This is a genomic window from Pseudoalteromonas sp. CuT4-3, from assembly GCF_035666335.1.
In the GTDB taxonomy this organism is placed as follows: Bacteria; Pseudomonadota; Gammaproteobacteria; order Enterobacterales; family Alteromonadaceae; genus Pseudoalteromonas; species Pseudoalteromonas atlantica.
Genome location: NZ_CP142030.1, coordinates 3,585,387 through 3,599,837, shown reverse-complemented (window position 1 = coordinate 3,599,837; position 14,451 = coordinate 3,585,387). Strand labels below are relative to the sequence as shown.

Below are 14,451 nucleotides of genomic sequence, written 5' to 3'. Positions count from 1 at the left end.
AATAAATGAAAAACGTTAAACAGTCTCGTTGCGTGATTGGCATTAAAGGTCAAGCGCCCGATCCCGATTACCCTGTTGATATTTGGTTCGACTCACTTAAATCGGTAGCTAGTGTGCTGTCGAAAGAGAACAAGCAATTGTTAAAGGTGATTGTTGAGCAACAGCCACAATCGGTGACTGAGCTGGCATCGCTTACTGGGCGAGCAGTCAGTAATGTCTCAAGAACACTAAAAACCTTGGGCAAATACAATTTAGTTGAAATGCAAAGTGTAAAAACCATGCTTCGCCCTATAGTTATCCATCAAGAATTTATAGTAGTAGTCAATAATGAACAATAAAAGCAATGTCCTTTTACAAGCAGAAGTGCTGGTAAAATTTCTTAGCACATAAAGATCCACATGCTGTAATTATGATATAAAACTTTACACAAGGTTAAAATGTTCGGCTATATATACAAAACATTAAACTTAGAGACTAGAAAGATCTATATTGGGCAGCATAGGCGACGTGGGTTTGCTCCTAACTACTTTGGTTCAGGAACAGCCTTGAAAGCCGCCATTAAAGCATATGGTAGAGACTGTTTTAAGTGCAAAGTTATTGAGCGATGCGACACATTAAAAGAATTAAATGAACGTGAAATTTTTTGGATAGAAAAATACCAATCAAGAAACCCATTAATTGGCTATAACCTAGCAGTTGGGGGGGCAGGTTGTTGTTGGTTGTACAGCAAAAGAAGTTTTCCAAATCTCAAGAGTACTTTGCAGTATTACCTGTGAAAACATTGAAAAACCCATTAGTAAAGCAAAGAGCCTAGGTTTATGTACCTATAACGCCGGAGAACCTTGGATTCCTGGCAGTAACAACTCTAAGGGAGAAAAAATGACAGCAACAGCTTTTTCAGTTGTTGTCAGTTTCTACTCAGCTAATCAAATTAAACAAACTAAAAATTATGCGTCTGACTTTGGTCTTCCATGTTGGAAATATAATATTATGGTAGAAGTTCAAAAATTACCTGAATTTATTGCCCGAATAAAGACAGATATCGAAAATGGAATTTTATTACCTGAGAAAAGAGGCGTCGGGTTTGGTACGTCAGGTATCTTCTTCGAAACTAAAGGGTCTTATAAAAATAGCTCTCGGATGGCTCTATTGATTTAAGGTCCTTGATTAATTTCTGGTGCCGAAACTCCTTTACCTTAAAAAGGTATAGGTGTAGAGAATACTCGATAATGGATAATTTATGAATTATAAGATTGGTAGTTGAGAGTTATCATAAGCAAAGATATCAGAATTAAAATGCCAAAAAACTCTTGATCTTAGTATAAAGGATAAATATGAATTTAAGACAACTTTTAACAGAAATTGCAAGTGGCTGGGAACAAGCTAAAAATGAGCAGTTTACTGGTCATCCAATAGCAACTTTACTAAGGCAAGATTTAATAAAAGCAATAGAAAAAAAACTGCAATCCCCAACTAAGTTTCTGATAAAAGCAAGTGCTGGTGCTGGAAATTGGGCCGACGTACCTTGGCTATCGATCCTCAACCCAGCAGTAACAGAGTCAACACAGTCCGGTATTTATCCTGTTTATTTGTTTCGTTCAGACGGTAGTGGTATTTATCTCTCGTTGGGCTTTGGAACTACAGAGCTTAAAAAGCAATATGGTACAGCTCAGGCAAAACAGAAGGCAGAGGAGCTGCGCAATAGCATAAGGGGCTTAGATAATCGACTCAATGATTGGGATCAGAAAGTTGATTTACGCTCTAGTACGACACTAGGTAAGTCTTATGAGTGGGCTTCAGCTGGTGCAAAATTTTATCCTTTAGACAATATGCCGGATGAAGTTACTCTTACTTCTGACCTAAAAGAGCTATTAGATATTTATGCAGATGTATATTTAGAGACTAATCAGCATTCAAAACAGGTTGTTAGCAATGCACAAGTTTTATCCAAACCCTTCCTCCTGCTCGCTGGTATTTCAGGCACAGGTAAAACCCGTTTTGTGCGTGAGCAAGCAAAAACCTCTAAGCAGTTTTCAGAAACTTATTGTTTAACCTCAGTGCGTCCAGATTGGCATGAACCAAGTGACTTATTGGGGTATATTTCGCGGCTTACTCAAGATGGCAACGCTGAATATATCACTACCGATGTATTAGATTTTATAGCTAAAGCATGGCGTGCAATTGCTGATAGCGGATTAAGCGTGGAAGTGCAAGATAGTGACGAGCTAGGCGAGCGCTTAGTAGTAGCGGGCGAGCGTGATGCGCTTGAACAGGTATTACCTTACTGGCTGTGCCTAGATGAAATGAACCTTGCGCCCGTTGAGCAGTATTTTGCCGATTATTTGTCGGTACTTGAAACTCGTGAATGGACTTGGACGGGTGACAGCTTTTCGTACAGTAGTGATGCACTATTAAAACCCGCTACCATTAAAGCAGTGGCTAATAAAGAAAAGCTACGCAAGGAGCTAGGCTTTGGTAGCGCTGAGGATGGTAAGTACAACGAGCTTTGGGCGCTTATTTGCCAATATGGTTTAGGTATTCCGTTTAATTTGCTGGTGGCTGGTACGGTGAATATGGATGAAACTACTCATGGCTTTTCACGCAAGGTGATTGACCGTGCGCTTAGCTTTGATTTTGGTGAGTTTTTCCCTAACGACTATGCAGACTTTTTCATCCCAACTAATTATAATAAGCGTCTTAGTTACCCTATTTGGTCAAACGCCAGCAAAGCGGATTTAGCCAATACCTTTGATGTTGATGGCACTAAAACTGTAGCGTTTTTATCGGCGGTGAATGCGGTGCTAAAAAACACGCCGTTTGAACTGGCCTTCCGCGCTCTTAATGAATTACTACTTGCTGTTGCGAGTAGCCAGCCACAAGATGACCTTACCCTAAAAGCTGTGTGGGATGACTTTATGATGTGTAAAGTGCTACCGCGTATTGAAGGTGATGAAGATAAATTAGTAGGGCAGAACCAGCATAATATTTTAGAAGCACTATTAAAAGTTTTAGAAGAGCAGTTGGCTGGGACTTGGGAAAACGGACGACCAGATTTGTACCGCGAAAAGCTAGATCCAGAAGGTGAAACAATTACTGTGGATTGCCGTTCTAAGAAAAAACTAAGTTGGATGAATGAGCAACTTGTGCGTGGCTTTACCTCTTTTTGGCCTTAAATAAATAGCACTTTTTAAACTTTGGCGGTAATGGACCATGGCTAAAAATATCGAATTGTTAAGCTATGAACATGATGACTTTGATATTCATGTATCTACTGATAACTTAGATTCCCCTCGGAATAAATTAAAACGGACATATGTGTCACGCTCTGTTGAGCTGCCAAAATATGACGAAATGCTTGTTTGGGTTGGCTCTCAGCCAATGTTGCCTAGCTTTGATAGTGAGGGTCCGCCACATATTCAACCGTTCTTTTTTGAAAACCGCCAATATAGATTTGAAATTGAATTTAATGACCATGTTGATAAAAACTCTTTTTCGGTTAATCACAAATATGCTTTGCTAGATCGAAGTTTTTTTGCTCATCCTAAACGAAAATCGTTAAATGCTGTGATTAATTTTGGCAATGATGTTGGGTTATGTCATTTTGAAATTAAATACAGTGTTAATGGAGTTTGGCAATCTATACCCGTCGCTTTTACAGTCTATGCAACTAAAATGATACAAGCTCAAGATTTGAGCATTATGAACCATGAAATTGATCGTGTTTATCCGCTGTGGCGTTACAGTATTAGTGGAAAAACAACGCATACTCAAGGTAAGTCAACTAGACAACCAGAGAAATTTGAACTCTTTTGGTTAGCGCAATTTGAGCGCTTAGTTGACGAGTTTAATCAAGGTGTAAAAAGAGTATTAAACGCAGCGCATAATCGGTTGCAATCTTATACTTTTGAGCAGAGTTTAGAGAGGGTAAATAAACGATTAGGGGCTAAGCAGGAGCAAAAAGCAAAAGAGTTAATAGCATCGAAACGCTCATCTCGAATTACTATCAAAAAGCAGCGCTTGAATATTGATACCCCAGAAAACCGCTTTATTAAAATGGTACTTGCGAAAACTAAAGCCAACTTATCTCAGATACTATTAGAAATTAATGCAGATAAAGACTCAAAAGTATCTAGTTCATTTATTAGAGAGTTAGACGCATGGCGCACCCAAGTTGCTCAGTATACAAAGCATGCATTATGGCATGAGGTGGGTGTTTATAAAGGGCAATATACCGAGTCTAAAGTGCTGCAAGAAGCAGCTGGTTATTCAAAAGTTTATAAAGTTTGGCAGCAATTGAAATACTACTTAAATGGAAGCATTGGAGAAAGTCGTTTATCGATGAAGTCTGTTGCAGAAATTTATGAAATTTGGTGCTTTTTAGAGGTCAAGTCGATTATTGAATCTTTGGGCTTTAAGCCACAAAGAAAGACACTAAGCCACCTCAAACAAGTGCAGTTTGAGAAGCAATTTCCTAAGGATGAGATGGCTGCTGCTTTTGTATACCAACACGAGAGTGATGGTATGCAGATTGAGCTGGCGCATGAGCCTTCATTTACACCTAAAGGCTCAGTTAATCGAACTTGGCTTGCAAACCACCGTCCGGATATTGTGCTTCGTGTTACCTTGGAAAATGGGGAAGCTTTCTTTATTTTATTTGATGCAAAGTATCGTATAGATACCACGCAGTTTGGTGGTAAAGATGCCGTACCTGAAGATGCTATAAATCAGATGCATAGATACCGTGATGCGATTATTCACCAACAGCATATTGAATACGAATTACCATTAAAAAGTCGTCCTGTTCTTGGCGCATTTGCTTTATTCCCAGGTTTTTTTCCAGAACAAAAATCTGAACAAAACCCTTATGCTGAAGCTATTAATGAAATTGGTATTGGCGCATTTCCATTATTGCCAAGTGCAGGGAGTCAAGATTCCACTAACTATTGGATAAAAGAATATTTAGCTCAAAAACTAGATAAAACGCGCAAGGTTTTAGAATACAAACAATCTTCGTCATATGATTATCATTTTGTTGAAGATGCCGTTCGTATTGCCCCTTATGGCGTAAATGTGACTAGACATACTGGTTTGACATTTGTAGCACCAGTAAATGAACTAGATCGTGATCAAACGTATTTGGAAAAAGCCAAAACAGGTAGTTTAAAGGGTTATCATACAAGACTTATTGCGACTAATCGTCAAAATGTACACAGAAACATTATGCGCGAAATACGTTACCTTGTACTTACTGTACGCGACAGCAATCAAGATACAGAGCAATTAGGAAAATATTTATATTCAGTGGACAGCGTGAAGCTTTTACCTAGGCGCGACATTGATAAGGAAATAACAGGAAAAGATAGTGATGCTATCGAAAAATACTGGGTGTTTGAGTTTTCAGATGCGCCAGTTATTTTACCTAAAACTATTACGAAATCTTATGAAGAGCACTTCAACTTTAAACTAATTCCAGCAGAACGTTTACCTGAAATTTCGCATTGGGATGAGATTCAGGGTAATTTAGAGCTGTACAAAGATTTAAGTCCTATTTGGTAAAAAACACCTAACAATCGTGGTGTATTTGTTGGTGTATAACTCAGCGATGAGTTTAAAAAAGTGCCCTAAACCGTCTTGGCGTGAGAAGCCTAGTTATATTAATTATGTAGAAGGTGAAGTGAATGGCAGAGCATACCCCTCAAGCTCCACAAGGAGAGTTTGTTCTTTTTACTAGCGCAGATGGTCAGACGCGTGTTGAATGTCGCTTTGAGTCAGATACCTTATGGCTATCTCAAGCTGTAATGGCAGAGCTTTACGATAAAGATGTTCGTACAATTAACGAGCACCTTATCAATATATATAAGGAAGGTGAGCTTGTACAAAGCGCAACCATCCGGAAATTCCGGATAGTTCGGCTAGAAGGTACTCGCCAGGTATCTCGCGAAATTGATCACTACAATCTTGATGCGATTTTAGCCGTAGGCTACAGGGTTCGCTCACAACGAGGTACACAATTTAGACAATGGGCGACTAGGATATTAAAAGAGTATTTAGTTAAAGGGTTTGCCATGGATGATGAGCGTTTGAAAAACCCGCCTGTGGGGCACTCTACCGTTCCTGACTACTTTGATGAAATGCTTGAACGCATTCGCGATATTCGAGCTAGTGAGCGACGTGTATATTTGCGAGCTAAAGAAATTTTTACAATGGCTGCCGACTATGAGCCCTCTAATCAAGAAACTAATCGCTTCTTTCAAGCTATACAAAATAAGCTGCACTATGCCTGTACGCAGATGACGGCTGCAGAGCTTATTTTCAACCGTGTAGATGCTAATAAGTCAGATATGGGCTTAACCAGTTATAAAGGTGATGAAGTGCGTAAAACAGACGTCACTGTCGCTAAAAATTATCTGCGAGAGGACGAAATTAAAGAACTGAATCGAATTGTGAATATGTGGCTTGATTTTGCAGAAGACCAAGCGCTGCGACGCAAGCAAGTTTTCTTACAAGATTGGACTGATAAGCTTGATCAGTTTTTGAGTTTTAATGATCGTGAAGTTTTAAGCGGCGCAGGGACAATCTCTAAAAAAACGGCAGATGATAAAGCAAAATTGGAATTTGATAATTTTGCAAAGAGACGCCGCCGCTTGAAAGAAGCTGAGGGAGAAAATGCAAATATTTCTGCACTTAAAGCAATAGCTAATAAGGGTAAAAAAGGCTAGAGACGGCTTATCTTTTCTCGGTATGCAATGTAAAGCCTAAGTTTGTGTGTTGCACAAATAAGCTGTAACGCAGCATAAGTACAAAAAGCGCTGTTTTTTGCCTTAGAGAAAGCAATTTTTAATCATGGAAGACCAGTTTACCCTAACTGCGAGCGGCAAAATAACTTTATTAAGGGAAGCATATTAATTGGTATTAGTGGGTAGATAAATACCCATATATACTTAAGTAATTTACTTAGAAATATTGGGTATTTAAATAATTTTTACTCTGTTAATTTTATAAGCAATATATTTAGCTTACTTATAAAATACTTCTACTGTACCTTTTACTTTCATAAGTAAAGGTTGGCCGCGGCGGTCTAGCGCTTTAGGCGCGGCAATTTTAATCCAACCTTCGCTAATGCAGTACTCTTCTACGTCAAAGCGTTCTTTGCCATTTAAGCTTACGCCAATTTCGTGTTCAAACACTTCTTCTACGTAATGCTTGCTACGTGGGTTAATAGAAAGCTGATCAGGTAATGCTGGTTTTGTTGAATCGGTCATGGTTTTAATCTTTATTAAAAAGTGATGCGCTATTGTAGGCAATCCACTCAATACGCTCAAGGTTTAATGCTTAGCTACACAATACAAAGCCAAGTATTAACAGTGCTATCCAAATGGTTTCGGCAACAATCATAATTATTGGTTTTAAGCCCACCTCGGTGAGTTTGCCTAGGTTTGTTTTCATACCAATGGCGGCTATAGCGGCAATTAAAAAGAATCGAGAAAGCTCATTTGTGGTTTCAAGCACAATAGCGGGTAGGTTAAAGGTGCTGTTTATAATCATTAAAATTACAAAGCCAATTAAAAACCCCGGTACTTTTGGCAACTCGCCATGGTTACCTTTATTTGAGCGATTAATAACCACCATCATAATAAGTACTACAGGCAACAGCATAGCCACGCGTACTAGTTTGGTAAGTGTTGCTATATCGCCAGTTTCGGGCGATACCGAATAACCGGCACCCACTACTTGGGCTACATCGTGTATGGTGCCACCTAAAAATACCCCGGCGTTATGTGCATCAAATTCAAGGTAGTTAACCACAATAGGGTATAAAATCATCGCAATGGTCGACATGGCCGTTACGCCAATTACGGTAAGTAAGGTATCGCGCTCTTTATGCTCGCTGCTTGGCATAATAGATGAAATAGCCAGTGCTGCCGATGCACCACAAATAGCGACTGAGCCACCGGTGAGTGCGCCAAAGCGTTTTTGCAAACCAAATACCCGGGCAAGTACAACCCCTAAAATAATGGTGGTAAATATAGCGCCAGCTAACATTAACGCAGTTTGCCAGCCCAGTGTAACTAAATCGCCCAGTGCTATACGAGTGCCAAGTAAAACAATGCCTACGCGTAAAACCGTGGTGCCAGTAAAGTCTATGCCTTTAGCGCACGGGCTGTCGCTTTGATATAAAAACGACACCGCCATCCCTAATAATAAAGCAAACAACATAGCGGGTGCGCCATAGTGTTCACTTAAAAATAAGGCAGCAAGGCCAGTCATTGCAGCAATGCTGGCCCCTTGCCATAACGGGGAAACTTTTACCTTTAGTGCACCGGTTAAGCTTTGCATTAGGCGTTAGCTGCTGTCAGTGCAACAAGCACTTGGCGTTTACGCTCGCCAGTAAATGGGCGGCGGCCATGCATAGCCATTTCGTTATCCACTAAGGCTACATCGCCATCTTGCCACGCTAAATCAAAGGTAAATTCTTTTGATAGCTCAACAATTTTTTCAAGCCCTTGTTTAGGAATGGCACTGCCATCGCCAAAGGTAATAGCAACCGATGGATTTTCGCGAACGCCTTTCCAGCCCATGTAAGCGGCAATAAGTTGGTTATAAAAAACCTGTACGCCGTTTTCAAGTGTAACTACCGCAGGTAAAACCGGAGTAATTGCTTTTAAAGAGCCATCTTCTAGCCACTCCCACTCGTAACCTAGCTCGGTAAGTTTGCTGTGTGCTTCTTCTTTGGTTTCAACACTTAGGGTGCTTTTCCAGCTGCGACCTTGGCCCGATGTAGCATCGTCGGCTGCGGGCATGTAAGTGGTGTACTTTAAGCCTTTTTGCTCAAAGTCATCGGCTAATTGGCTATCAAATTGCTTTAAAGCGCTAAATAATTTATCTGAACGGCAAAGCGGTGTCGCGCCGCCTTCCTCAGCTGCCGATTTACAAAAAAAGAACAGCTTACTCGGCGAAATAGGTGTTTGTGCCATTTCGTGATGAAGGTAAATTTCTACATCTTTGGGGGCTTCGTTAGCGGTAAATACACGCTCGGTAAAGTTAATACGTACCGCGTTAGATAGCGACTCTTGGTACGTAAAGTTGTCGTAATCAAACCCTGCTGAAAACGTATCAAAGGTTTCGGCGCTATCAACAGGAAAGCCTCTAAACAATACAGCGCCTGAGCTGCGTAGTTTTTTAGCCAACTCGCTTTTGTTAGCGCGAATAAAAGCTACCGCTTCTTCAACGGTGCTGGCGTTATTGTTATTAACTACAATGCACGGAAAAACCGAGTCATCAAACGTTAATTGAGTAGGCACTTGGGCATAGTTAAGTTCGGTAGCTGACATTTTATTATCCTAATCGTAAATAGGGTGAAAACGGTTAAAGGCAGCTTCACAAAAGTGCCCAGGGTCGTTAAAACGGCGGTTGCTATTAAGCGCAGAAATTTGCGCCATTTCTTGCTTTGTTAATTCAAAGTCGAACAGCGCGAGGTTTTCTTTCATGCGTTCAAATTTAGAGGTTTTAGGAATAATGGCGGTGCCGCGTTGCACACCCCAGCGCAGAACAACTTGTGCTGGTGTTTTGCCATGATTTTGCGCCGCAGCTTTTACTACGCTTTGCTCAAGCACCGACTCAGTTTGATCGGCCATTTCAAGCTCAAGGTACGAAAGCGCACCCAATGGTGAAAACGCCGTAACCGGAATATCGTACTGTTTTGCAAGCCTCACTAAGCGCTCTTGCGTTAAATAAGGGTGCGACTCAATTTGCAGCATGGCGGGTTTAATTGTGGCGTAGGTCATTAAATCGTGAATAAGCGCGCTTGAGTAATTACACACACCAATGCGTTTTGCTTTGTTGTTATGTACTTGCTCTTCCATTGCTTGCCACGTTAAGTGTAGCGGCACTTTTGCCAGTTCCATTTGTGGGTTTTGTGCATCTGGGTCTACAAACCACTCTGGTGGATAGCGAGTTTCGATTGGTACAAACGTTTGCGCAATCGGAAAGTGAATTAAGTATAAGTCGAGGTAGTCGAGCTTTAAATCGCTCAAGGTTTTATCAATGGCAAGCTCTACATGCTCTGGCGCATGAAAAGTATTCCATAGTTTTGATGTTACCCATAATTCTTCGCGGGTACATAGGCCGTCTTTTATTGCTTGAGCAATGCCATCGCCTACTTGTTCTTCGTTACCGTAGTCTGATGCGCAATCAAGATGACGGTAACCTGCTTTAATAGCTTGGTACACCGTTTGCGCGCAATCTTCTTGTGCTACTTTCCATAAACCGAACCCGACTGGCGGGATGTTATTTAATGAACTCATTGGGAATTCCTGTTAAAATTGCATAATGACTTTGGTCTTGTATAAGACATAAGTTATTATACGAATCTAACAGTGTCAACACTGTGTTAACCGTAAGGCAATAAATGAAAGGTGTTAAAAAACCTACAGGCAGCAAAAAGGCAGCGTTTGCTGCCTTTAAAAAATATTTAATAAGTATGCGCTAATATAACTTACACGCGGCTAAAGCGCGGTTAATTAATCAAGTTCTATTTGGTAGTGGTAATGATCGCTACGGCATTTACTTAACCGGTATTCAATGCGTTTACCTTCGATTGATTCGGTAATGCGCGATACCAACAATAAAGGGTCACCGGCTTTAATAGCGAGCATTTTAGCGTCGGTTTCATCTGCTAAAACGGCTTTAATGCTGTCTTGGGTTTTATGCACGGTTTGGTTAAATTTGGTTTGGTAGTAATGATACAATGTGTGCGGAATATCACTACTTTGATGTATATCAGGAAAGAAGCTTTGTGGTAGATATATAGTTTCGCTCATACAAAATTCGTTATCGAGAATGCGTCTGCGAACAAGCTTAGTGACTTTGTCTTTTTTATTAAGTTGCAGCGCATCAATAACATCTTGTGGTGCAGGGCAAAGCTCAACCGACAATAGCTCGGCTTTAGGTAGGTCGGCGCCTTTACCGTCGGCCTGTAGCGGAAAAAACCTAAACAGGGCATCTTGCGCGGTATGCTCAGATACAAACGTACCAACACCTTGGCGGCGAGTAACTATTTTATCGTCGGTTAATAAATTAAGCGCTTTACGCACAGTGCCTTGGCTTACGTTAAACTCTTCAGCAAGGCGAAACTCGCTCGGTAATACTTCGCCAGGTACCCAGCGTCTTTCAACAATGAGCTGTTTAATATAATCAGCCACTTGTAAGTAAAGTGGTTGAAAAGCCAAGCTTGGGCCACTTAATTTGTGATCAAACATAGAGTTACTCATTGTTATTTACCATTAAATTTAATCCACCTGTATTTATATCATAGGTGAAACTTTTTGCGCAGTTTTGCGCAAGCTCAATTAATTGTGAACTATTGCCGTGTAGTTTGTTTTTACATTATGCCTAAAAACAAATCGTTACACTACAATAGCGCACACGTAGGATATTTAAAGTGCTCAGTATTTCGTTAGAACTCATCTTGCTTATGGCGTTGTGCCTAAGCCTTGCCACCATAATGCAAACGCTTAGCGGGTTTGGCTTTGGGTTGCTGGTGGTTGCAAGCTTTACGTTGCTAGATGTTTTACCGCTCACTGCCACCACCTTTTTAGTGAGTTTATTGGGTTTGGTTAACTCAACCACTGTGGTGGTTAAAAATCGCAGTACAGTAAAAGTGCCCGAGCTTAAACTTATGTTGTATACCGGTATTCCGCTAATGCTGTTAGGTTTTATATTGCTTGAATATATGTCGGCGCATTTAACGCAGTTCTTAAACTTTATTTTAGGCATTAGTATTTTGCTATGTTGTGGCTTAATGCTAATTGGCCGTGATAGAGCAAATAAGCAAAGCGGGCGTGGCTCGTTTTTAATTGCCGGCGGCGTAAGTGGCTTGCTGGGCGGGCTGTTTTCAACGTCGGGGCCGCCGCTGGTGTTTCAGTGCTATAAACAAGCTTGGTCTATTGAGGCCATTCGTAGCACCTTACTTGCGGTATTTACCATTGGTGGCTTAGTCCGCGTTGGTATTGCCTTATTTGGCACCTTACCCGAGCTCGACATTATGTTTTTAATTGCAGCGGCCATACCGCTGGTATTATTAGTAACGCAATTTGCTCGTAAATTAACACCTTACGTTGATGCAAAATGGATTCGTATAATAGCAATTGCATTGCTTGGCCTAAGCGGCGTTTCGCTGGTGGCAACATCGGCACCGGGCATATTTTAAAAGTAACGATGTAAATAATTCATCTTAGGGTTATTTACATTGACATGGGGATTGCAATTATTTAACTTGTGTCTTATACAAGACTAATAATTGGTTAAGGAACTCCCATGAATGCATTTGAATTACGTGAGCCAGACTGGAACGCAATAGAGCCAGCACGCTTAACTGCAGAGCCTAAATTACAAGGCCATGTGCTAGTTTTACCAACTCAATTTTGCGAGGTTAGCGTTACCATAAGCCAGTTTGGTTTACGTTTAAATGCAGGCTCCACGCATGACGAGACGTTTAAAATATTAACCACCACCCCTTCAAACTTACCGCTATCACTTAATAAATTAGACCAAGGCTTTGCAGCCACCGCCGGTGAGTACCGCTTAGAATTTTACAGCGACCCGTTTTACTTTAAACTTTATAAAAACGATAAATTAGTACAGCAATCAGCAACCGATGGCCACTTTGTGCGCCAGCACCGCTTACCGCCACTGGCGAAAACCGATAACGGCTGGATTTTAAGCTTAGAGCTTAATTATGACGAAGCCGTATACGGCCTTGGCGAAAAATGGGGCAAGCTTGATAAACGCGGCCAGCTTATTCGCTCATACAACCACGATGCACTGGGCGTCAACGCCGAAAAGTCTTATAAAAATACGCCATACGCATGGAGCCCAGAGGGCTGGAATTTATTTGTACACACGCCGGCGCCCGTTACACATGGCGTAGGTTACGCACTTTGGTCGCAACGTGCTTATGTGTGTTTAGTAGAAGACGACGCATTAGATGTATTTTTATACCAAGAGCAAACGCCTGCACAAAGCATTAATCGCTATTGCGAGTTAACTGGTTTTGCGCCGGTGCCACCGCAGTGGAGCTTGGGTGTTATTTTATCAAAAGCGTACTACAAAGATGCCGACGAGCTATTAAGTGTCGCCCGCGAAGTACGCGCTAAAAACATGCCGTGCGATGTAATTACCCTTGATGGCCGTGCATGGCAAGACACCGACACCCGCTTTGCCTTTGAATGGGACCCAACACGTTACGCCGACCCAAAACCTGTGCTTGATGAACTAAAAGCCATGGATTTTAAAATTTGTGTGTGGGAATACCCAATGATCTCGGTAAACAACCCATTATTTGCTAAAGCGGCCGAAAACGGTTGGCTAATAAAAGACAAACGCACAGGTAAAGCATATCAATACGAGTGGGATTTAAGCCCATTTGGCGAAGTACTTACGCCATTACCAGAGTCGGGTATTTTAGATTTTACTCATCCCGATGCTTACGAATACTGGCTGGAGTCGCACAAGCCATTGTTTGAGCTTGGCGTAGATATGATAAAAGCAGACTTTGGCGAACAGCTAGAAGACGAAAACATGGTATCGCACAGTGGCGACAGCGGTATTAGACTGCATAATGTTTATAGCATGCTGTACAACCGCTGCGTTTATGAAGCCGCCGAAAAATACTGTAAAACAGGGCCATTTTTATTTAGCCGCTCAGCGTGGACTGGCAGCCAACGCTTCCCTGCACAATGGGGCGGCGACCCACAAGCCGATTGGCAAGGCTTAGCAGCGAGCATTCGCGGCAGCTTAGCGTGGGGCATGTCGGGCGGGCCATTTTTTGCAACCGACATTGGTGGTTTTTATAAAGATACGCGTGATGCAGAGCTTTATGTACGCTGGGCGCAAGCGTCGGTATTTAGTGCACATATGCGCTTACATGGTATTGGCCCACGCGAACCGTGGTCATACACCGAGCAAGCAAGTGACGCTGTATTTGCAGCGCTTAAATTACGCTATCAGTTAATTCCGTACTTACAAGAATGTGCAGAGCAAGCGCAGCAAACAGGGCTGCCTATTCAGCGTGCTATGGCATTGGCGTTTCCTGATGACGTACTGGCACATAGTTTTGATCAGCAATTTATGTGCGGCGAAAAACTCCTTGTGGTGCCATGTGTAGTACCAAACGGTAAAGTTAAATTTTATTTACCACAAGGCGAGTGGGTGCGATTCCCTGATGCACAAACGTACCAAGGCGGCAAATATTACGAAGAAACACTAGAGCTTACACAAATGGCCGTATTTGTTCGTAAAGGCGATACGCTCATGCTAGGCCCAGAGGTTCAACACACAGAGCAAGACATGAGCCAGCTAACAGCATGGCCAAAATAAAACTCGGTTAATAGCAAACACACACAACACACGTAACACACACAATAATAAAGATATTAGCTTACTTTTTACCGA

Annotated in this window: 12 protein-coding genes; 7 read left to right on the top strand and 5 right to left on the bottom strand. The window is 41.5% G+C overall.

Annotation, left to right across the window (positions count from 1 at the left end; all coding sequences use genetic code 11):
- Positions 1 to 5: 5 nt before the first annotated feature.
- The 5 genes from VOI46_RS16665 (at position 6) to rhuM (ending at position 6,719) form a co-directional block, all read left to right on the top strand.
- Positions 6 to 338, top strand: a complete 333-nt coding sequence (locus tag VOI46_RS16665; RefSeq protein WP_004586039.1) for an ArsR family transcriptional regulator — start codon at positions 6 to 8, stop codon at positions 336 to 338.
- A gap of 541 nt (positions 339 to 879) precedes the next feature.
- A complete protein-coding gene (locus VOI46_RS16660) occupies positions 880 to 1,158 on the top strand; it encodes a hypothetical protein (protein WP_004586037.1) in 279 nt (92 codons plus the stop codon).
- Positions 1,159 to 1,334: 176 nt separating this feature from the next.
- Positions 1,335 to 3,173, top strand: coding sequence for a DUF3578 domain-containing protein (locus VOI46_RS16655; RefSeq protein WP_004586036.1), 1,839 nt, complete (start codon positions 1,335 to 1,337; stop codon positions 3,171 to 3,173).
- A 37-nt stretch (positions 3,174 to 3,210) separates the two neighbouring features.
- Positions 3,211 to 5,556 carry a DUF2357 domain-containing protein gene (locus VOI46_RS16650; protein ID WP_004586035.1) on the top strand — a complete coding sequence of 782 codons (2,346 nt, stop codon included), beginning with the start codon at positions 3,211 to 3,213 and terminating at the stop codon, positions 5,554 to 5,556.
- A 122-nt stretch (positions 5,557 to 5,678) separates the two neighbouring features.
- Entirely contained in the window at positions 5,679 to 6,719 is a 1,041-nt protein-coding gene (gene rhuM / locus VOI46_RS16645; protein WP_004586034.1) for a RhuM family protein, read from the top strand.
- 297 nt (positions 6,720 to 7,016) lie between these two features.
- On the opposite strand, the gene VOI46_RS16640 is transcribed toward rhuM, so the two are convergent.
- The 5 genes from VOI46_RS16640 to VOI46_RS16620 all read right to left on the bottom strand — a co-directional run bounded on the left by VOI46_RS16640 (position 7,017) and on the right by VOI46_RS16620 (position 11,270).
- Positions 7,017 to 7,262 carry a DUF3297 family protein gene (locus tag VOI46_RS16640; protein ID WP_004586033.1) on the bottom strand — a complete coding sequence of 82 codons (246 nt, stop codon included), beginning with the start codon at positions 7,260 to 7,262 and terminating at the stop codon, positions 7,017 to 7,019.
- Positions 7,263 to 7,332: 70 nt separating this feature from the next.
- Positions 7,333 to 8,337, bottom strand: a complete 1,005-nt coding sequence (locus VOI46_RS16635; RefSeq protein ID WP_004586032.1) for a YeiH family protein — start codon at positions 8,335 to 8,337, stop codon at positions 7,333 to 7,335.
- Positions 8,337 to 9,332 (bottom strand): TauD/TfdA family dioxygenase, encoded by a 996-nt coding sequence (locus tag VOI46_RS16630; RefSeq protein WP_004586031.1) that lies wholly within the window; start codon positions 9,330 to 9,332, stop codon positions 8,337 to 8,339. The genes VOI46_RS16635 and VOI46_RS16630 overlap by 1 nt, the downstream gene beginning before the upstream one ends.
- A gap of 9 nt (positions 9,333 to 9,341) precedes the next feature.
- Positions 9,342 to 10,304, bottom strand: a complete 963-nt coding sequence (locus VOI46_RS16625) for an aldo/keto reductase (RefSeq protein WP_004586030.1) — start codon at positions 10,302 to 10,304, stop codon at positions 9,342 to 9,344.
- A gap of 216 nt (positions 10,305 to 10,520) precedes the next feature.
- Positions 10,521 to 11,270, bottom strand: coding sequence for a GntR family transcriptional regulator (locus VOI46_RS16620; protein WP_004586029.1), 750 nt, complete (start codon positions 11,268 to 11,270; stop codon positions 10,521 to 10,523).
- Between the two features lie 203 nt (positions 11,271 to 11,473).
- Here VOI46_RS16620 and VOI46_RS16615 point away from each other — a divergent pair, with 203 nt between their 5' ends.
- Positions 11,474 to 12,208, top strand: a complete 735-nt coding sequence (locus VOI46_RS16615; protein WP_024034010.1) for a sulfite exporter TauE/SafE family protein — start codon at positions 11,474 to 11,476, stop codon at positions 12,206 to 12,208.
- Between the two features lie 107 nt (positions 12,209 to 12,315).
- Positions 12,316 to 14,376, top strand: coding sequence for a TIM-barrel domain-containing protein (locus tag VOI46_RS16610; RefSeq protein WP_004586027.1), 2,061 nt, complete (start codon positions 12,316 to 12,318; stop codon positions 14,374 to 14,376).
- Positions 14,377 to 14,451: the final 75 nt, after the last annotated feature.

Bases quoted from the DNA above. Each gene is read 5' to 3' on its own strand.
- VOI46_RS16665 (WP_004586039.1), top strand. From the start codon at position 6: ATGAAAAACGTTAAACAGTCTCGTTGCGTGATTGGCATTAAAGGTCAA.
- VOI46_RS16660 (WP_004586037.1), top strand. From the start codon at position 880: ATGACAGCAACAGCTTTTTCAGTTGTTGTCAGTTTCTACTCAGCTAAT.
- VOI46_RS16655 (WP_004586036.1), top strand. From the start codon at position 1,335: ATGAATTTAAGACAACTTTTAACAGAAATTGCAAGTGGCTGGGAACAA.
- VOI46_RS16650 (WP_004586035.1), top strand. From the start codon at position 3,211: ATGGCTAAAAATATCGAATTGTTAAGCTATGAACATGATGACTTTGAT.
- rhuM (WP_004586034.1), top strand. From the start codon at position 5,679: ATGGCAGAGCATACCCCTCAAGCTCCACAAGGAGAGTTTGTTCTTTTT.
- VOI46_RS16640 (WP_004586033.1), bottom strand. From the start codon at position 7,262: ATGACCGATTCAACAAAACCAGCATTACCTGATCAGCTTTCTATTAAC.
- VOI46_RS16635 (WP_004586032.1), bottom strand. From the start codon at position 8,337: ATGCAAAGCTTAACCGGTGCACTAAAGGTAAAAGTTTCCCCGTTATGG.
- VOI46_RS16630 (WP_004586031.1), bottom strand. From the start codon at position 9,332: ATGTCAGCTACCGAACTTAACTATGCCCAAGTGCCTACTCAATTAACG.
- VOI46_RS16625 (WP_004586030.1), bottom strand. From the start codon at position 10,304: ATGAGTTCATTAAATAACATCCCGCCAGTCGGGTTCGGTTTATGGAAA.
- VOI46_RS16620 (WP_004586029.1), bottom strand. From the start codon at position 11,270: ATGAGTAACTCTATGTTTGATCACAAATTAAGTGGCCCAAGCTTGGCT.
- VOI46_RS16615 (WP_024034010.1), top strand. From the start codon at position 11,474: ATGGCGTTGTGCCTAAGCCTTGCCACCATAATGCAAACGCTTAGCGGG.
- VOI46_RS16610 (WP_004586027.1), top strand. From the start codon at position 12,316: ATGAATGCATTTGAATTACGTGAGCCAGACTGGAACGCAATAGAGCCA.